The organism is Gallibacterium genomosp. 2 (assembly GCF_000771895.1).
Lineage (GTDB): Bacteria > Pseudomonadota > Gammaproteobacteria > Enterobacterales > Pasteurellaceae > Gallibacterium.
Genome location: NZ_JPXY01000017.1, coordinates 95,455 through 114,586, shown reverse-complemented (window position 1 = coordinate 114,586; position 19,132 = coordinate 95,455). Strand labels below are relative to the sequence as shown.

Here is a 19,132-nt window from a genome sequence, read left to right as displayed (position 1 = left end):
GGAGAAAGTAGAATGACAACAGTAGCAACAAGTAAACGCAAAAAGTATGTGCGTGAAGTCAAAGCGACTTGGTGGAAAAAGTTAGACTTTTACAAATTCTATGTCTTGCGTGAAAGTACATCAGTACCAACCATTTGGTTCTGTTTAGAATTATTCTACGGTTTGACTTGTTTAGGTAACGGTACTTTTGATAGTAATTTTGTAAACTTCTTACAAAATCCGGTGGTAGTTATTCTGAATATTATAACTCTTGGTGCAGTGTTACTTAACACATTCACATTCTTTAATATGGCTCCGCAAATGATGAATATCATTGTGAATAATGAACGTATTAATGTGAAAATGGTTACCAGAGTTTTCTGGGCAATTACCTTAGTAGTAAGCATTATTGCTTTAATTTTAGTATAGGGAACAGAAAATGAACAAAGAAACTCCAAAACGTTCAAACGAACCTGTCGTTTGGTTACTGTTCGGTGCAGGTGGTGCAATTAGTGCGGTATTTTTTCCTGTATTAGTCCTCATTTTAGGTTTTCTACTCCCATTTGGATTAGTTTCACCGGACAATATTGTTGCATTTGCACATACTTGGATTGGTAAATTGGCAATTTTAGTATTGTTAATTTTTCCAACTTGGTGCGGTATTCACCGTATCCATTTAGGGTTGCACGATTTTAAAGTGCATATTCCTGCAGGTGGAGTGATTTTCTACGGATTAGCAGTACTTTATTCTGTATTGACTATTTTTGCAGTGATTTCACTATAATCGGCTTTTAGTAAAAAATCTCCTGTTCCGGAAGGGCAGGAGATTTTTTTATGGCTTTAAAAAAACTCTTTTTGATATTTATTTTACCATTTTAAATAAATTTAATTCACAAAGGAGAAACATACTTTTTACATCTTCGGGTAAAAAAATGATATTGAACAAAAGTCTATAAAATAAGGCAATAATTTCTAATCTTTTTCTCAATTTTGTGATCTGTGTTATATCTCTTTTAGCAAAATTTCTTTAAAATTGCCGGCGTTTTTACTCTATTTGAAATTTTATCTATTCATTAAATTAAATAAGGAGCTCCTATGAGTATTGCTATTATCATAGCAACGCATGGTGTCGCAGCCGAGCAATTACTTCGTACAACAGAGATGTTGATCGGAGAGCAAGAAAATGTCGCTTTTATTGAATTTGTTCCGGGTGAGAACCAAGAAACGATCATTGGTAAATATCAGGATAAATTGGCGAATGAACTTTCTGGTTGTGATCGAGTGTTATTCCTCGTTGATACTTGGGGTGGCAGCCCGTTTAATGCAGCTAACCGTGTTGCGGACGGCAAAGACAATATGGAAGTGGTAACAGGGGTTAACGTGCCGATGTTGGTGGAAACCTTTATGGCTCGTGATGATGATCCTTCTTTGGAAGAGTTGGCAGAAATTGCTTTGGAAACTGGTCGTGGCGGTGTCCGTGCATTGAAATTGGAACAAAAACCACAGCAGGAAAGCAAACCTGAACCTGCTCCGGCAGCAGCACCGGCGCAACCTCAAACTCAGCCGGCAGCAGCGCCTCAAGCGCAAGTTGCAACAGCCGGTAAACATATGGCAATCGGTCTTGCACGTATTGATGACCGCTTAATTCACGGTCAAGTAGCGACTCGTTGGACAAAAGAGAGCAAAGTTAATCGTATTATCGTGGTCAATGATGAAGTTGATAAAGACGATGTTCGTAAAACAATGTTGAAACAGGCTGCACCTCCGGGAGTTAGTGCGCACGTTGTCAATGTAGCGAAAATGGTGCGTGTTTACAATAATCCTGAATATAACGATGATCGTGTAATGTTGTTGTTTACCAACCCGACAGATGCTCTCTTTTTAGTTGAGTCAGGTTTGGATATTAAATCGGTCAATATTGGTGGTATGGCTTATCGTGAAGGCAAAAAACAGATCACCAGTGCCGTTTCAGTAGATGATAAAGATATTGCTGCATTCAAAAAGTTGGCTGAATTAAATGTTGAACTTGATGTGCGTAAAGTATCGAATGATCGCAAAGAAGATATGATCGATTTATTGAAAAAGAGCAACCTTATTTAACACTTAACTGAAGGAAAATATTATGGAACTTTCTAGTATTCAAATTATTTTGATCTTCATCATCTCCTGTATTTCAGGGATGGGATCGATCTTGGATGAGTTTCAGACTCACCGTCCTTTAATCGCTTGTACCTTAATCGGTTTAGTATTGGGCGATATCAAAACCGGTATTATCGTTGGTGGTTCATTGGAATTATTAGCATTAGGTTGGATGAATATTGGTGCAGCACTTGCACCGGATGCCGCTTTAGCCTCCGTTGTATCTACCATTTTAGTTATTGTTGGTGGACAAGAAATTACCACTGGGATTGCGATTGCGATTCCGCTTGCAGCTGCCGGTCAGGTATTAACCTATGTGGTGCGTGCAATTACAGTAGGTTTCCAACATCTTGCGGATAAATCTGTGAAAGATGGTAACTTAAATCGTTTAGACTGGGTTCACTGTAGTGCATTACTTCTTCAAGCGATGCGTATTGCTATTCCGGCATTGATCGTGGCATTGACAGCCGGTACAGACACTGTTCAATCTTTATTAAGTGCGATTCCGCCGGTGGTGACAACTGGATTGAAAATCGCCGGCGGTATTATTGCCGTTGTTGGTTATGCAATGGTTATCAATATGATGCGTGCAGGTCATTTAATGCCATTCTTCTATGCTGGTTTCGTTGTGGCAGCATTTACTGATTTCAATTTAGTGGCATTAGGTGTACTTGGTACAATTATGGCAATTCTTTATATCCAACTTCACCCTAAATACAATCAAAGTAAGCAAGTGGTGCAAGTAGTATCAAGCGGTAATAACGATCTTGACAACAGATTAGATTAATGGGGGAAGCAGAGATGACAACAGAAACTAAAAAAGTAACCCAAAGCGATTTAAATAAAGTCGTACTCCGCTCAAATCTTTTCCAAGGATCTTGGAACTTTGAGCGTATGCAAGCGTTAGGTTTTGCATTTTCAATGGTGCCGGTGATTAAACGTTTATATCCTGATCCAAATTCTCAAGAGCGTAAAGATGCGATTAAACGTCATTTGGAATTCTTCAATACACAACCTTTCGTAGCAGCACCGGTATTAGGTGTAACTATTGCGATGGAAGAAGAACGTGCTAATGGTAAGCCGATTGAAGATTCAGCAATCAACGGGATTAAGGTTGGTTTAATGGGACCATTGGCTGGTGTGGGTGATCCGATTTATTGGGGAACTGCACGTCCGGTATTTGCGGCATTAGGTGCTGGTTTAGCATTAAGCGGTAGTATTTTAGGGCCATTACTCTTTTTCGTATTATTTAACCTAGTTCGTTTGGCAACTCGTTACTATGGTGTAACGTATGGCTATAAAAAAGGTTTGGATGTGGTTAAAGATATGAGTGGCGGTTTATTGCAAAAATTAACCGAAGGAGCTTCTATTCTTGGTCTGTTTATTATGGGAGCGTTGGTGCAGAAATGGACAACTATCAATGTGCCGCTTGTCGTTTCCACCATTACTAAACAGGATGGCACGGTTGAAGTTACCACCGTGCAATCCATTCTCGACAGCTTAATGCCGGGATTATTACCGTTGCTGTTTACCTTTGCCTGTATGTGGCTATTGCGTAACCGTGTCAATGCACTTTGGATCATTATTGGTATTTTCATTATCGGTATTATCGGGGCAGCAACCGGAATTTTAGGCTAATCGATAAAGGTGGGCAGTCGTCCACCTTATCACTATTCGGCGGAAGTGGGCTTTGCCCACTTTCTGTTTAAATAAATAATAAATTTCTGTTAGAACGGATAGAAATAGCTATGTTGATTAACGCCATATTATTCACTTTGATTATTCTCTACTTTCTGTTTGCCATTTATGATCAATTCTTAATGGAGAAACGTTACGGCAAAACGGCACTAAAAATACGGCTTCTGCGCAAACAGAAAATCGAAGGGGTGGTCATGTTGGGGCTGATTTGGTTAGCTGTTTATCAAGCAGTGCCACAAGGGCTTGAACAAATGACAATTTACCTGTTAGTGATGGTGTCAATTTTATTGATTTATCACTTTTTCGTGCGTTATCCGCTATTTTTACTCAAACAAGACGGCTTTTTTCTAAATAATATTTATATTCCCTATCAACATATCAATGCGATAAATATCAGTGAAAACGGCTTTTTACAAATCGTGTTAAAAAATCATAAAGCGTTGCCGGTCTATATTGAGGATGTTGATGACATTGCCGCTGTTTTACAGTTTTTAGCGCAAAGCGGAAGAATTACCCAGCCGATTGGAGGAAAATAAATTATGTTTTATCGCCTAAATGGAAAGGCACAACATTATATTTGGGGTGGAAAAACATTCATTCCACAATTATTACAACAACAACCAGATGGTCAGGTTTATGCAGAATGGTGGTTAGGCACACACCCAAGCGCCGTTTCTAGTATCGAAGTAAACGGACAACAACAAGGGCTTGATCATTATATTGCTGCACATCCGGCGGTGTTAGGTGAAAAATCGCAACAACAATTCGGTGATAGATTGCCTTATCTCTTGAAGATATTGGATGTGCTCAAACCTTTGTCTATTCAGCTGCACCCAACCAAAAAAGAGGCGGAACAAGGTTTTGCACGTGAAAATGCACAAGGCATTGATCTGAAAGATCCGAAACGCAGTTATAAAGATGACAACCATAAACCGGAAATGATGATTGCGTTATCTGATTTTTGGTTATTACACGGCTTCAAAAGCAAAAGTGCGATTTTAAAGACCTTGTATGCACGACCGTCTTTGGTGGTTTTAGCGGAAAAATTGGAACAACAATCTTTAAAAGATTTTTATGCAGAGGTAATGCAGTCCTCACAAACGCAATTAGCACAATGGTTATTGCCGATTATTCAGCATAATCAAGTGGCATATCGAAATAATGAATTAACTTTGGATAATCCAGATTATTGGTTGTTATATGCATTGGAAGCGATGGAAATTTCGGTAGATAAACTTGATGTGGGATTATTGAGTTTCTACTTATTCAATATTGTTCATCTGAAAAAAGGTGAAGGCATTTTCCAAGATGCCGGTATTCCACATGCCTATTTACGCGGGCAAAATATCGAACTAATGGCAAGTTCCGATAATGTGATTAGAGGTGGTTTAACGCCGAAATATGTTGATATTCCGGAACTGTTAAAAATTGTCGATTGCACAGAAATTGTGCCAAAGGTGATTGCAGCGGCAAGCAAAGAGAATGGTTACAGCACTTATCAAACGCCAAGCCGAGATTTTGCGTTAAGTAATATTAATTTTTCCACTGATTATCAGTGTCAAATAAAAGCGGATAATGCTGAGATTCTGTTGGTGATGCAGGGTGAAATCACTTTGCATAACAGTGAACAAAAATTAACTTTAGCACAAGGTGAATCTGCATTTATTGAAGCGCAAACATCATATACTTTGTCAGGTGAACAAGATGGGTATGCCATCATTGCCAAGTTACCTTAATAGATAGATTCTTTCTTTGATAAGAAGAAGTAAATTTTATAATAGATAAGGTGCGAATCAACGCACCTTATCTATTATTGATAGGAGAAAGTGAAAGTTGCTCTGCTGATAACTGAGCCTGGCTGGAGTGGGGTGCTAGGATCTAAAGCGTATTTCACAATATAACGTTGAGAAGCTGAACCCCAATCGTTTGGTGGTTTAGTATAGTTTCTGAAAGGTATAGCGTTTAAATTGTCTTTAATTCGAGAGGGGGGTCCAAATTTTATTGCTTGAGAGCTATTTTCTGGATAAATTTTGATGCCAATGCCGGAGGCAGTAGCATCCTTACTTAAACTTAATATATCGCCATAATTGCTAGGCGTGCTTGCATCAGAAAAGGTAATAAAAATCTTTTCAATAGCATTGGAAGAGAAAGAATGTCCTGCTACACCGGCACCACAATTTCCAAGTCGAATTTCAAAATTACCAGATTCAATTTCTCTTTCTTGGCGTAATTTGTAGACCTGTATTGTTTTCATATTGATATTAATATTTTTTTCGGTAAGTAAGTCACAAGTGCTAGATTCAACTTTGAGATTAAGTCCGATTGGCTTGATTGCTGTTTCAGGTGTACCATGTGCACCCCTAATAGATATATCATTGTCATCTGTTACTGTGATATAGCCCATATCATAATTTTCAAATCGTGCAGAAGAGTAGGTGACAGTTTCTCTTTCTAATGATGTAGCGACAGCCACAATTTCCGGATTAATAGTAAATGAAACTTGTTGTATATTGGCATCTACGTCAATAAAAATGGCATTAAAATTTTTTCCCCCATTTTGAACGACCTCTTTTTTATAAAAACGGCTACCTGAAGAATAATTGGTAATGTTAAATTGTAATTCAAATTTATTCCCTGTACCAACAAGATACTGTTCTAACATTACTCTTATTCTTTTTCGTTTAGAGGTTGCTTCTGAACCTTGAAAAAAGAGTGTTACTTGCTGTGGTGTGGTAGCTAACCGTTTACCATAAAAATTATCGCGTGCTAAATAGATATAATTAATTTTTCCTTGTAATTCTAAACGAACAGGATTAGGTGTAGCTTGATATTGAATATCTGCATACCCCTTTGAGATGGTTAAAAATAAGGAAAAAAAGAGAAACAACAAAGACTTTAAATGCATAGCGACCTCTATTTAAATTCGCACTGTACAGGGATAATTAATGGTTTATCTTCGGAAGTTTTATGATTAATGTGATAATGAATTACGCATTGTTTATCACGCCATTTTAACTGTAGTACGCCTTTTTCATCAGAAATATGGCTATAAATACGACCGCCTTGAGCGACAACACCAATGGCTTGTCCATTTTGATCAAAAACTTCTGTACCTAATGGAGGCACACTTTCTCGATTTTGAATTTCAAAGAACACTACGTTACCGACTGTTGTTGCAAACTCAACTAAAATAGCGTTATTAGCACGAGGGATCACTTTTTCTTCCGTTGCTGAAAACTCGACATTATCAGGTAAATTGTCGGTATCAATGCCGACATAATTGATTTTATAAGGCGAAATATAAGGCACAATGCCGTTACCAAAGCGGTCAATTTGGCTGCCGTTAGTGCCGTTAATCAACGCCCCTTTTGCCCCTTTAGCGTGAATAATGGCGAACGTGTCGCTAAGATCGTTAGTTAAGGTAATCCCTCTTGGGTGAGCAACAATCGCACCAGAAACACCAAATGACAATTGGTTATTATGTAGATTGTCTTGACTCCAAGAAGAATCTAATCGCATTAGTGAACTATAATAACTTTGATTTATTGCATAGCTATGTGAAGCACGCTGTTTATTAAATGATAAGTTATAGCTATAACTATTTGTTTCGCCAAGCGTACCTGAAAGCGCAGTGTAACTAGAATGCCCTTGAGTTTTGTTATAATTTAACTGTTGTGATACATAGGCAGAATTTGCACTATTACCAAATGGGATTGATAAATTCAGTGAAATTATTTTCTCTTTGTGTCCAAGGGAATTTTTGCTTTGAGAAAACGCTAAATTGTAGCTTAAACTTTTGTAGTTATTACTATAACCAAATTGGTACTCATTTTGCTTAGCGGAATTATCCCAATAAGTATTGGTTGTTCCGATTAGGTAAGCGGAACCCCAACCGGGTTTTAATTCTTGGCTAATAGAAATTTGAAATTGATTTTTTAAATTTTTTCGAATGATGCCATTTGTCTCTTTATTAAAACGTTGTTGGTTATTTAACATCATTACATCTACAAGGCTCATATAATTACGAGAAAGGTAGCGATAAGCAGCTAAAGTAACATTAGTATTAGTGGGATCAATACGCTTGTTATAACTGGCAGATAAACTGTAGCCTTTGTATTTTTCATTAAGTGGTATCACTGTTGCAGTAGAAAAAGTCGCATTAGTTGCAAATGAACCAAAAGGTGTGTTGAAGGCTAAACCGGCTAATTCTGCGTGATAATGTTTTGAAAAGGTTGCACCAAAATTAACAGTAATATTGTTATTAAGACCATATTGCCAAGTGGCTTGAGCAATTTTTTCATTAAATAGCGTATTACCAAAACGATAACGACCGGCCGCTATTTGGTAACGGCTATATCCCGGTCTGATAAGTTGGGCAGTAGCTGTATAAGGAACACTAAATGTACGTTTTTCACCGTTAGCCTCTAAAATTTCAACTTGTAAATCACCCCCATAACCTATTGGGTATAAATCGTTAATGCTGAATGGGCCTGCCGGTACGGTAACTTCTCGTAAAATACTACCGTTTTGTCTAACTGTAACACGTGCATTACTATTGGCGATTCCACGAATAATAGGTGCATAGCCTTGTACGGATGTGGCTAACATTCTATCATCAGAACTGAGTTGTACGCCTCGCAAAGAGAAACTGTCCATTAAAACACCATCAGTATTAAAATCACCAATTTTTAATTGTCCGCGAAGTACAGCAATATCTCGTTGTAAATAGGTTGCCGTATTTTGATATGGTAATCTCTGATTGTTTTGCCACGAGATCGAACCTTGATGACGCAATGCCCAACCAGCAAAATTGAGACCAGCATTAATACCTAAATAACTTTGTTGTGAATTTATATCTGCGTATTTATAGCGATAGTTTGAGGCATCATAACGGATAAAAGCAACGGGAACACCGACTTGCCATTGAGCGGGGGAAATGTAACCTAAAGGACGTTGCTTAATAAAGGCTTGAGGCGATTTGACATCAAGTTGTAAATCGTTGAGATTAAAATCAGTTTTGATTTCAGGCGCAATATTATCAAATAAAATACACCCATTATGTTCATTACGAGTTCTAGCAATGGCATCATCGGTTAAATCTAACATTTCCAACAATGTGTCATCAGCACATAATGCAGTATTATTTTTTTCAGGAACTTCAATAAATTGAAGTTTTAAGCGTCCTTTAAATTCTTGATTAAGGTAAATATCACTTAAATATTCACCAGCAGGTGTTGGGTTTCCGTAATTAAAACGAGAAATATCTACTGTTTCTTTAACTGTTTTTCCTCGTAAAAATCCATCATAAAACTCAGCAAATTCAACGGCTTCTACGCTAGAATGTAGAAAGCAACCTAGCAATGCCAAAGATAAAGCATTAAGTTTAAACCTCTGCTTATATGAATATTTTTTTGATGAAATGGCATTACAAGCCGTTGTACACATTATGTTATAACTCCATTTGATAATTTTCTTTAGTGTAAATTACTGTTTCCGCTTACTTTTGCACCATAATCATTAATGACACGCCAATTCACGCTCCCACCACGAATAGCTTGTTTTAATGCAAAATGTTTTTCAGAAAATGGTGCGACCATACCAGTTTCTTTCACATCGATTGTGTGTCCGTTTTGATGAACAGCAATATCTTGGTAAGTAATAAAGTAAGGTGTTGGATTTTTGGCAATAATGTCGTTTTTGCCACTTAAACGCCATTGCACTTTCTCATAAGCTTGTTCAACAGGGAATGGCAAATTTTGTGGTCGATAGAATAGTTTTATTCGGCTACGTACCGCAATTTGAAGGTAATTTTCAGGCGCTTTTTCACCTTGTGGCTTTGGTGGAATATCTAATACATTTAAATAAAAAATGGATTCTCTATCTTTAGGTAACGCCTCACCAGTGTGAGTGATTCGTATAGTTTGCCCTTTATTTGCTTCAATTCTGGAAATAGGTGGCGTGATAACAAATGGTGTTTGAATTTGATCGGGAGCAGCGTCAATTTGCCCGTTATCGATCCAAGTTTGCATTAATGCTGGGGTCGTACCAACATTGGAAATTTGTACGTTTACATTTTTTTGTTGAGCAGGGTAAATTACTCGAGTGCCAGTAATAATAAGACCGGCATAGCTAGAAGAAGCTGAAAATGCAATAAGCAATAACATCAATTTTTTCAACATAGAGCAACCTTATTTAAACATCGGGCAGAAACTCTGCCCGAAGTGAATAAATTTTTAATGACAAATGTTTATTCGTAATCAACGTAGTAATCTACTGCAGCTGTAACAGTACCTGCTGTTGTTTTACCGGTTGCATAGTAACGTGCGTAGTAGTTAAGTTTTTTATTGCTGTCATTAATTGTTTGTAGCTTACTTCCTTGAGACCCACTATTTTTTATTACATCAATAACAGTAGTTGTATCGCTATCAAGCAATTGTACTTGCACGTTTTCTGCACCACTAGATGCAGTATTTTTTAGACGACCAGAAGTTAAATCAACTTTGTCTGGGGTAGGAACAAAATAGGCTCTTGCTTTGGTCTCTTTACCGCAATTATCCAATTGAATTTGGAATAATGTTAAACCAGCAGTGTCATTAGCAGCTGGCAATAGACGGGTTGGTAACGTTGGTAGTTGTACAGTGAGGTTCTTACTATTTGCATTTACTTCACAGGTATTCTCTACCAATTTCCCATTAAAATTAGCTGTTCCGTCTTTTGGCTTATCTACGGCAAAAGCCGTTACTGATGTAGCTAATACTAACGTTGTTAAGAAAAGTTTTTTCATAACTTAATTTCCTTTTTTAGTTGGTTGACAAGAGCGTCTTTTATAACATAGTGGGGGGGGGGTGTAAAGTTTTGTTAGTATAAATTTACGAATTAATAATTAATTAGATTATATAATCACCAGAATTCATTAAGTTTTCTGTTATATTGTTGTATATATAATACAAAACAAGAAAAATAGGGCATTTTTGCATTATTTTTACTAATCATTTTTTGTAAATTTATGTGATTTGGATCACATATTATAATGAATAATCACTCTGTTTTTTTAAAGCAACTTAGAGAGTTAAAGTAAAAACGTAAATAAAAGAACAGGTTGTGGACAGACACTGTGCTAAGAAAGAAGAAAAGATTGATAATAATGCGTGAATAAAAATCACGCATTACTCATTGATTATTGATCACCTTGTTGGTGGATAAAGATCATTATGACTGGAGCAATAACAGCAAGCCAGATTGCCCAAATAAGATCCAGTTCTAAATAAACAGCCCCTAATGCTAAGAAAGTAGCAATAATACCTAGCCAGTATCCAAATAGGTGGTAATGTCTTTGCCCACTTAAGCGACGGCGGATAAAGGTAAGAGAAGTTAAATAAATAGCAATAGCTGATGTTAATGTAGCCATTGCAAATAGTGGTGACACGTGATGTTCACTTACGCTTGAGCTGTTTAGCTGTGTTACTGTATCGGCAATCAATTCTAATGCTGAACCAACAGCAGCTAAAGAAATAAAGACAAAATAATGACCATAACCGAATAAAAATACGGTCTTAAATAGGCGTTGTCGTTCTAATAGCTGTGCAAATGGCATTTTAAAATAGAGCCACCAAAGAGAGAACATTATTGCAGAAATACCCAATCCCAGTGGCAGCGCTTCGGTAAGTAGTGAAATTTCGCTACGCAATAATGGTGTGATTGCGTTAGTAATGCCGAGTAATCCTTCGCCAAGCAGAATAATGGTTAGCAATCCATAGCGTTCGGCAATGTGGTGAGGATGCCAGCTTGTTGCCTCTTTTCGTTCAGCCCATAAAGGTACAGAGAGTTCAATTAGTATCATTATAGGAATAAGATAATAGGCATAATCAGTTAATGCAAAAACAATAATTCCCCATAAAATTTGCGTGATAATTAAACCATATCCATAACGTTGGCAGGTTGCTTTTCTGGTTTGATCATTCCTTGCCGCTCTGAACCATTGATAGGCTTGAGCTAGACGCATAATAACGAAACCCCACAACATATTTTTTAATGAACCATTATGAAATACTTCATTAATACTGACTGCTAAAATTAACGCCCCGAACATTTGTACCATTGTTACGATGCGATAGGCGCTATCATCAGTATCATAGGCAGATGCGAACCAAGTGAAATTCATCCACGCCCACCACACGGTGAAGAAGCAAAAAGAGAAAGTAGCCACCCCTTGCAGTAGGTGATGGGCGGCGAGTGCGTGATGCAAACCGCTTGCCGTGGCAGCGATAGCGATCACAAATACCAGATCAAAATATAACTCTAACGGCGTGGCGACACGGTGATGTTGTTGATGGTCGCGCGCCACCATCGGTTTTGTAGCAAGATAACGTTTTATCATAAATTAATTTTCCTGTTGATGGCGTTGTAGGCAGGTTTTTTCATATTTGTTTCCCCATTTGTGCATTGCTTTAATCACCGGCAGTAGGGTTTGCCCAAATTCTGTCAGTGAATATTCCACTTTCGGCGGAATTTCCGGATAAACCTCACGATGCAAAATGCCGTCATTTTCCATTTCTCTCAGTTGCAATGTCAGCATTCGCTGCGTGATATTCGGAATCAATCGGCGCAATTCATTGAAACGTTGCGTCCCTTGGAAAAGGTGATACAGAATAATCACTTTCCATTTGCCACCGATAATCTCCAGAGTGGTATTTACCGGGCATTGTTGATGTTCGGTAATATTTTTGTCTGTCGCTTGCATTGTTTCCTCTGCTTGTCTGAAAAAAACGGCGTTATTATAGCGAAAAAATTTTATAAAAAAAGTCCATTTATTTTTCATATTAATTTTAAAAATAACAGTTTTGTTTTTATAACTATATAAAAATTAATAAATTATTTTAATTTAAAGGTATAAAAAATGTGCGTACTTACGAAAAATAAATTAAGTTTGTATAATGCACCGCATAAATTCAAGGGATGAAATGATAAAGGAGGGTAATAATGCAAATTTCAGAATTGGATAGAATTAATCAGTTAGCACATAAAGCAAAGAATGAAGGTTTAACAGTGGATGAAATTTCAGAAAGAGAAATGTTACGCCAACGTTATTTAGAGAAAATCCGTGGACAGCTAACTAATATTTTGGCAACAGTTACGGTGGTGGATAGCGAAGGTAATGATATTACGCCACAGAAATTACGTTTAGCGCAACGCAACGGAATGATGATTTAAACAGAGAATGAAAGAATAAAGGATAGCAAAATGAGAAAAGTTAAAAATATTTATCAAGAAAATCAAGCACATTGGGTCGGAGATGGCTTTTTGGTTCAACCGTTATTCAGTCATATGGGGGAAGATCGTGGAACAAATCCGTTTTTGATGTTGGATTATGCCGCACCACAATATTATGAACCGAACAGCCAGACACCTCGTGGCGTGGGGCAACATCCGCATAAAGGTTTTGAAACGGTAACGATCGCTTATCAAGGGGAAGTGGAACATCGTGATTCTAGCGGTGGTGGCGGTGTGATTAAAGCTGGTGATGTACAATGGATGACAGCTGGTGCTGGAATTATTCATCAAGAATTTCATTCTGAAGCCTTTAGTCGTCAAGGCGGAATGTTTGAGATGGTACAGCTTTGGGTAAATTTACCACGTAAGGATAAAAATGTACCAGCACATTATCAACATCTTGCTAAGGAAAATATTCCAGTAGTGGCGTTTGCAGATAATGCAGGTTATGCACGGATTATTGCTGGAGATTTTGCAGGTACACAAGGAGCGGCTAAAACCTATACTAAGATGAATGTGTGGGATATGGTGATTAATGCCGGACGTGAAGTTGAGATTGAAATACCGGAAAGCCAATCTCTCTCTATGGTGGTTTTGCGTGGTAAAGCGATCTTTAATCATAACGAGCAGGCGAGTGCCGGACAGTTAGTCAATTTTGAGAGAAGTGCCGGCAAAGTAACCATTACCGCCGCAGATGAAGAGCTGAAAATTCTGCTGTTAGCAGGGGAACCGATTGAAGAACCTGTTGTAGGTTATGGTCCGTTTGTGATGAACTCTTTTGAAGAGATTCGCCAAGCAGTGAACGATTTTAATGCCGGTAAATTCGGTCAAATTGAAAATTGATAAAATGGGTGGTTGCTAAGGCATCCGCCCTGAATAAGGAGAAAAAACGATGCTTTATAAACCATCTCATCCAAACAGTTTATTGCAAGATGAACAACTTTTTCTATTCCAGCAATTTCCACCTGAAAAATGGCAGATGTTGCCGAGTTTTAGCGGTGCTGCTGGTTGGTTAGGAATGCACGATAGCTTACGTTTCGGACAAGGAATGTTAGATCATCTAGGACAGCAATATTTGGATCAGCACTTAGATTGGGAAACGTTCCGGCAACGGTTATTGCACGAAGCCTATCTGCATTATGGGCATCTGGATGGGCATCATCGTTTAGAAGATGATGAACATTTTCCTAAAATGCGTTTGCAACAACCGAAATTAGCTTCAGGATTTGATCTGTTAGAAAATGATCATCATCAGATTGCCGAACGGTTAAGTGAGGTTGATAGGGATTTGCTTCGTTTACGGCAGACGCAATTACAGCCTTCTCAACAGAAATGGGTTGATCAGTTAATTGATAATATTAAACAGAGTGGTGAATTGCTGTATCGTCATCTTGCGGATGAAGAAGATCTGGTGATTCCGTTATTAGCTCTACAACAAGAAGCAAACTAAATAAAATAAATTATTTTATAAAAAACAGCCATTAAACGGCTGTTTTTAACTTCTGAATATAAAATAGACGCAACCTAACAGACAAAGCCCAGCCCAGATATAATCCAATTTAAATGGTTGTTTAAAGAACCAAATCAGAAACGGCACAAAAACAAGCAACGTAATCACTTCTTGGGTGATTTTCATCTGCCCGAAAGAGAAACCTTGTGCAGCAAGATACCGGGTTGCCGGAATCATAAAACTGTATTCCAGTAATGCGATAAACCAGCCGAAAATGACCGCTTGCCAAATCGGTGCATTATGCAGGAATTTCAAATGGCTGTACCACGCCAATGTCATAAAACAGTTGGAAATCACTAACAGCAATAATGGGAAAATGTACGCAAACATCTTAGACCTGTGAAATTGAATATGGGAATAAGCGATGCATTTTACGCTTTTTTTGCTGACAGAAAAATGGGCGTTAAGAAAAAAGGTTGGGCATATGCCCAACCGTAAAGGTGTGATCAGTTAGAGGAAAATGCTGGCGATAGCGACAATAGTAAAACCGATAACGCCCAACAAGGTTTCCAAAACAGTCCAAGTTTTAAAGGTGGTTTTGGTGTCCATTTCTAAGAAACGGCTGATTAACCAGAAACCGGAGTCATTAACGTGAGATAACACAGTCGCACCGGAAGCGATTGAGATCACGATAAAACAGAGATCGAATTGACTTAATCCGGGCGTTGCCGCAATGGTCGGTGCCATAAGGGCGGCAGTGGTGGTTAATGCCACAGTTGCAGAGCCTTGAGCAACACGTAAACAGGCAGAAATAACGAATGCCGCCACGATCACCGGCAATCCGGTGTTGGATAACGTGGATGCCAACACATCGCCGATACCGCTGGCACGCAACACTCCGCCAAACATACCGCCGGCACCGGTTACCAAAACGATTGAGCAGATTGGCCCTAATGCACTGTCGCAAAGTTTTTCAATTTGCTCCTTAGTACGTTGACCTTTTAATAACATAATAGCAACCAATAATGTGATTAATAAAGCAACAGGAGTTTTCCCTAACATTCTGAGAATTTCAACCCAAGTTTGTGAGCCATCAATTACTTTGATGGTACTTAAAGTATTTAACCCTGTATCTAAGAAAATTAAACAGAGCGGTAATAGCAAGATAAATAAAACTTTTCTAAAGCTTGGTACTTCAGAATTTACAGTTTCAGCAACCACATTTTTACTTAAAAAGGTGGTTGGTAATGCAACGTGAATACGTTTACCGATAAATTGGGAATAGAGATAAGCACCGATATACCAAGTTGGGATAGCAGTAAGCAAACCAATAATCACTAATAGCCCCATATTTACACCAAGTAACTCACCGGAAGCTACCGGACCTGGATGTGGTGGTAGAAAAGCGTGCATTACAGCAAAAGCGCCGGCTGCAGGAAAAGCATATTTTAAAGTAGAATCACCAAAGCGTTTCGCTACGCTGAAGATAATTGGCAACATTACCACCAATCCGGCATCGAAAAAGATTGGAAAACCGAATAATAGCGAGGTGACACCCAGCGCTAATGGTGCGCGTTTTTCGCCGAAAATTTTGATTAAGGTATCTGCTAGTACTTTTGCACCACCGGTGATTTCTAATAAACGACCAATCATTGCGCCTAAACCTACTAATAGGGCAACGGAAGCTAAGGTATTGCCGAAACCACTCAGCATTGTTGGAACGATTTTGGTATAAGGCGTACCGGTAACAAGTGCAGTTAAGAGACTGACCAATGTTAAGGACACAAAAGCGTGAACTTTAAAACGTATAATTAAGATTAATAAAGCAATAATTGCACCAAGTGCAATTAAAAGCAGTGTAGTTGCATCGTGAGCCATAGAGTTCTCCCTAAAAAAGACTAAACATTTTAATTATTTTATATGTTACCGATAACAATAAAATTGTAAAAACAAATTTTCCTAAAATGAGATCTAGATCTCATTTTTTGGCATAATTTCGTTTTTTAGTATACAAAACAATCAATATAAATGGTTTTTAATAAAAAATGACTTAAATCAAAGAAAAATAATTTCAGTTATTGACGAAATAGGTAATATAGATTTAATCTTTAATTGTTACCGATAACATTTAATTCTAAATTTTATAGTGTATTTGGGGTAAGTGGTTATCGTAGATGGATTTTAGTAAGAATTGATTGTTTCTAGGGGAATGAAAATGACAGCACAAAAAGGAAAAAGTTTTATCTTAATGGGGGTTTCGAGTACAGGAAAAACAAGTATTGGTACGGCAATTAGTCAGCAATTAGGACTGAAATTAATTGATGGAGATGATCTACATCCACGTGCCAATATCATCAAAATGCGCGATGGACACCCTTTGAATGATGAAGATCGCGCTCCTTGGTTGGAGCGTATTCGAGATGCTGCATTCAGTCTGGAACAAAAATCTGAACGAGGCATTATTATCTGTTCAGCTTTGAAGAAGAAATATCGAGATCAAATTCGACAAGGAAATCAAGATGTGAAATTTATTTTTCTGGAAGGCGATTTTGATTTAGTGTTATCAAGAATGAAACAACGCCAAGGTCATTATATGAAAGTGGATATGTTGAAAAGTCAATTTGCAACATTGGAAACGCCACAAGCCGATGAAACGGATGTGATTCACATTGATATTAATGCACCTTTTGAACAGGTAGTAGATCGTTGTGTTACTGCTATTAAGCCATTTTTAGCTGAATAGGTGGTGCAGTATGAATTCTGTTATTGCTCAAGTAACTAAACGAATTGTGGAACGCAGTCGACACACACGAGAACGTTATTTAGCCCGTATTGAACATCAGTTGCAACGAGGAAAAAGTCGCTCCCATCTTAGTTGTGGTAATTTAGCACATACAGTAGCAACCTGCTGTCCAGCACAGAAACAGACAATTTTGGATTTTACAAAAATCAATGTGGGAATTGTTTCTGCTTATAATGATATGTTGAGTGCGCATTCGCCTTATCTTGAGTATCCAACACAAATCAAACAGATATTAGAACAAATGGGACATTCTGCTCAGGTAGCAGCAGGTGTGCCAGCAATGTGTGACGGTATTACGCAAGGACAGGAGGGAATGGATCTTTCATTGTTTTCTCGAGATCTAATTGCTCAAAGTACAGTGATAGGTTTAAGTCATAATACTTTCGATGCCACATTGTTATTAGGTATTTGCGATAAAATTGCACCGGGACAATTAATGGGGGCATTGTCTTATGGTCATTTGCCGACAGCATTTGTGCCGACTGGTCCAATGACAACTGGAATATCAAATAAGGAAAAAGTTGCTATTCGTCAGCAGTATGCAGCTGGAAAGTTAGGTAAAGAAGCGTTACAGCAGATGGAAAATGCTGCTTATCATAGCAACGGAACTTGTACGTTTTATGGTACGGCAAATACTAATCAGCTTGTGTTTGAGGCGATGGGATTAATGTTGCCGGGTGCTGCATTTGTGCCGGTGAACAGCCTGATTCGACCGTTGTTAACAGAAATGGTTAGCCGTCATATGGTGAAGATTAGCCAAAACGGTACGGATTTTAGACCATTAGCGAAAGTTTTAGATGAGAAAAGTTTGGTCAATGGTTTAGTGGCATTATTGGCTTCGGGCGGAAGTACAAATCACACAATGCATATGATTGCTGTAGCGAAGGCGGCAGGTTTTATTCTGAATTGGGATGATTTTTCTGATTTGTCGAATGCTGTACCATTATTGGCGAAGATTTACCCAAATGGACCTGCAGATGTAAATCAATTTCATCAAGCAGGTGGAGTGCCGTTATTGTTGAAACTGTTGGCAGAGCGTGGATTATTGCATTTAGATGCGACCCCGATTTATGGCTCAATGCAGGATTATTTCACTATGCCGACCCTACAACAAGGAAAACTGGTTTATCAGGCGGTGGATCAGACTTTAGATAAGAATGTGATTGCGGAGCAAGGCAAAGCATTCAGTGCACACGGCGGATTAAAAGTGGTTGCCGGTAATCTGGGACGAGGTGTGATTAAAATCAGTGCGGTGCAACCGGAAAAACGCCGATTAATCGCACCGGCAATGGTGTTTGAGTCACAACAGGATGTGGTGAACGCTTATCAACAAGGAAAATTGACGCAAGATGCAGTGATTGTGGTGCGTAACAGCGGGCCGGCGGCAAGAGGAATGCCGGAATTGCACCAGTTGATGCCGATTTTAGGCAATTTAATGGAGCAAGGGTTAAAAGTCGCATTGGTGACGGATGGGCGTTTATCCGGCGCTTCCGGGAAAGTACCTTCGATCATTCATTTAACGCCGGAATCCGTGAAAGGTGGGCCGTTAGCCTATGTGCAAAATGGCGATTTATTGGAAATTGATGCAGAACAGGGGCACTTAAACTGTTTAACTGATTTAAGTGAACGTCAAGCAGTGAAGATTGATTTGAGTGCGGAGTATCAATATTCCGGACGAGAGTTGTTTAAACTGTTCAGGCAAAACATCAGTTCAGCTGAAGAGGGGGCGACTATCTTCAATGATGAGTAGTAGGATTTAAATTATTAGTGGGGTTGGTAGAAGATACCAACCT

General features: G+C 38.4%; 20 protein-coding genes. 12 read left to right on the top strand and 8 right to left on the bottom strand.

Annotated features, from left to right (window positions below; translation table 11 throughout):
• Positions 1-12: 12 nt before the first annotated feature.
• The 7 genes from frdC to manA all read left to right on the top strand — a co-directional run bounded on the left by frdC (position 13) and on the right by manA (position 5,552).
• Positions 13-408: a fumarate reductase subunit FrdC gene (frdC, locus tag P375_RS04190; RefSeq protein WP_039096571.1), complete on the top strand. Its 396-nt coding sequence runs from the start codon at positions 13-15 to the stop codon at positions 406-408.
• Positions 409-418: 10 nt separating this feature from the next.
• Positions 419-763, top strand: coding sequence for a fumarate reductase subunit FrdD (frdD, locus tag P375_RS04185; RefSeq protein ID WP_039096573.1), 345 nt, complete (start codon positions 419-421; stop codon positions 761-763).
• A 311-nt stretch (positions 764-1,074) separates the two neighbouring features.
• Positions 1,075-2,079: a PTS mannose transporter subunit IIAB gene (manX, locus tag P375_RS04180; protein WP_039134700.1), complete on the top strand. Its 1,005-nt coding sequence runs from the start codon at positions 1,075-1,077 to the stop codon at positions 2,077-2,079.
• A 22-nt stretch (positions 2,080-2,101) separates the two neighbouring features.
• Positions 2,102-2,905, top strand: a complete 804-nt coding sequence (locus P375_RS04175; RefSeq protein ID WP_039134697.1) for a PTS mannose/fructose/sorbose transporter subunit IIC — start codon at positions 2,102-2,104, stop codon at positions 2,903-2,905.
• Positions 2,906-2,919: 14 nt separating this feature from the next.
• Positions 2,920-3,756 (top strand): PTS mannose transporter subunit IID, encoded by an 837-nt coding sequence (locus P375_RS04170; RefSeq protein ID WP_026210958.1) that lies wholly within the window; start codon positions 2,920-2,922, stop codon positions 3,754-3,756.
• Positions 3,757-3,866: 110 nt separating this feature from the next.
• Positions 3,867-4,352: a YobD family protein gene (locus tag P375_RS04165; RefSeq protein WP_039134695.1), complete on the top strand. Its 486-nt coding sequence runs from the start codon at positions 3,867-3,869 to the stop codon at positions 4,350-4,352.
• A gap of 3 nt (positions 4,353-4,355) precedes the next feature.
• Positions 4,356-5,552 carry a mannose-6-phosphate isomerase, class I gene (manA, locus tag P375_RS04160; RefSeq protein ID WP_039134692.1) on the top strand — a complete coding sequence of 399 codons (1,197 nt, stop codon included), beginning with the start codon at positions 4,356-4,358 and terminating at the stop codon, positions 5,550-5,552.
• A gap of 74 nt (positions 5,553-5,626) precedes the next feature.
• Here manA and P375_RS04155 read toward each other — a convergent pair whose 3' ends face one another.
• The 6 genes from P375_RS04155 to P375_RS04130 form a co-directional block, all read right to left on the bottom strand.
• Complete coding sequence (locus tag P375_RS04155; RefSeq protein ID WP_039134689.1) at positions 5,627-6,721, bottom strand: fimbrial protein; 1,095 nt, start codon at positions 6,719-6,721, stop codon at positions 5,627-5,629.
• Positions 6,722-6,729: 8 nt separating this feature from the next.
• Positions 6,730-9,261: a fimbria/pilus outer membrane usher protein gene (locus P375_RS04150; protein WP_052121788.1), complete on the bottom strand. Its 2,532-nt coding sequence runs from the start codon at positions 9,259-9,261 to the stop codon at positions 6,730-6,732.
• Positions 9,262-9,290: 29 nt separating this feature from the next.
• Positions 9,291-9,995 (bottom strand): fimbrial biogenesis chaperone, encoded by a 705-nt coding sequence (locus P375_RS04145; protein ID WP_039134686.1) that lies wholly within the window; start codon positions 9,993-9,995, stop codon positions 9,291-9,293.
• A 68-nt stretch (positions 9,996-10,063) separates the two neighbouring features.
• Positions 10,064-10,600: a fimbrial protein gene (locus tag P375_RS04140; RefSeq protein ID WP_039134683.1), complete on the bottom strand. Its 537-nt coding sequence runs from the start codon at positions 10,598-10,600 to the stop codon at positions 10,064-10,066.
• Between the two features lie 393 nt (positions 10,601-10,993).
• Entirely contained in the window at positions 10,994-12,193 is a 1,200-nt protein-coding gene (locus P375_RS04135; protein ID WP_039134680.1) for a low temperature requirement protein A, read from the bottom strand.
• A 3-nt stretch (positions 12,194-12,196) separates the two neighbouring features.
• Positions 12,197-12,556: a winged helix-turn-helix transcriptional regulator gene (locus tag P375_RS04130; protein WP_039134678.1), complete on the bottom strand. Its 360-nt coding sequence runs from the start codon at positions 12,554-12,556 to the stop codon at positions 12,197-12,199.
• 239 nt (positions 12,557-12,795) lie between these two features.
• Between P375_RS04130 and P375_RS04125 the strand changes: the two genes are divergently transcribed.
• The 3 genes from P375_RS04125 to P375_RS04115 are packed head-to-tail and all read left to right on the top strand — an operon-like array spanning position 12,796 to position 14,536.
• Entirely contained in the window at positions 12,796-13,026 is a 231-nt protein-coding gene (locus P375_RS04125; RefSeq protein ID WP_039134675.1) for a DUF896 domain-containing protein, read from the top strand.
• A 30-nt stretch (positions 13,027-13,056) separates the two neighbouring features.
• Complete coding sequence (locus P375_RS04120; protein WP_197494807.1) at positions 13,057-13,929, top strand: pirin family protein; 873 nt, start codon at positions 13,057-13,059, stop codon at positions 13,927-13,929.
• Positions 13,930-13,978: 49 nt separating this feature from the next.
• Positions 13,979-14,536 carry a hemerythrin domain-containing protein gene (locus tag P375_RS04115; RefSeq protein ID WP_039134672.1) on the top strand — a complete coding sequence of 186 codons (558 nt, stop codon included), beginning with the start codon at positions 13,979-13,981 and terminating at the stop codon, positions 14,534-14,536.
• A 45-nt stretch (positions 14,537-14,581) separates the two neighbouring features.
• On the opposite strand, the gene P375_RS04110 is transcribed toward P375_RS04115, so the two are convergent.
• Together P375_RS04110 and P375_RS04105 are read right to left on the bottom strand one after the other, a co-directional pair.
• Entirely contained in the window at positions 14,582-14,926 is a 345-nt protein-coding gene (locus tag P375_RS04110; RefSeq protein WP_039134669.1) for a DMT family protein, read from the bottom strand.
• 120 nt (positions 14,927-15,046) lie between these two features.
• The gene (locus P375_RS04105; RefSeq protein WP_039134666.1) at positions 15,047-16,414 is read right to left on the bottom strand and encodes a GntP family permease; all 1,368 of its coding nucleotides are present in this window, start codon (positions 16,412-16,414) and stop codon (positions 15,047-15,049) included.
• Positions 16,415-16,751: 337 nt separating this feature from the next.
• On the opposite strand from P375_RS04105, the gene P375_RS04100 reads away from it, so the two are divergent.
• On the top strand, positions 16,752-17,279 hold the full coding sequence (locus P375_RS04100; RefSeq protein WP_039134663.1) for a gluconokinase: 528 nt from the start codon (positions 16,752-16,754) through the stop codon (positions 17,277-17,279).
• Between the two features lie 10 nt (positions 17,280-17,289).
• Complete coding sequence (edd, locus tag P375_RS04095) at positions 17,290-19,089, top strand: phosphogluconate dehydratase (protein WP_039134661.1); 1,800 nt, start codon at positions 17,290-17,292, stop codon at positions 19,087-19,089.
• The last annotated feature ends 43 nt before the right edge of the window (positions 19,090-19,132 follow it).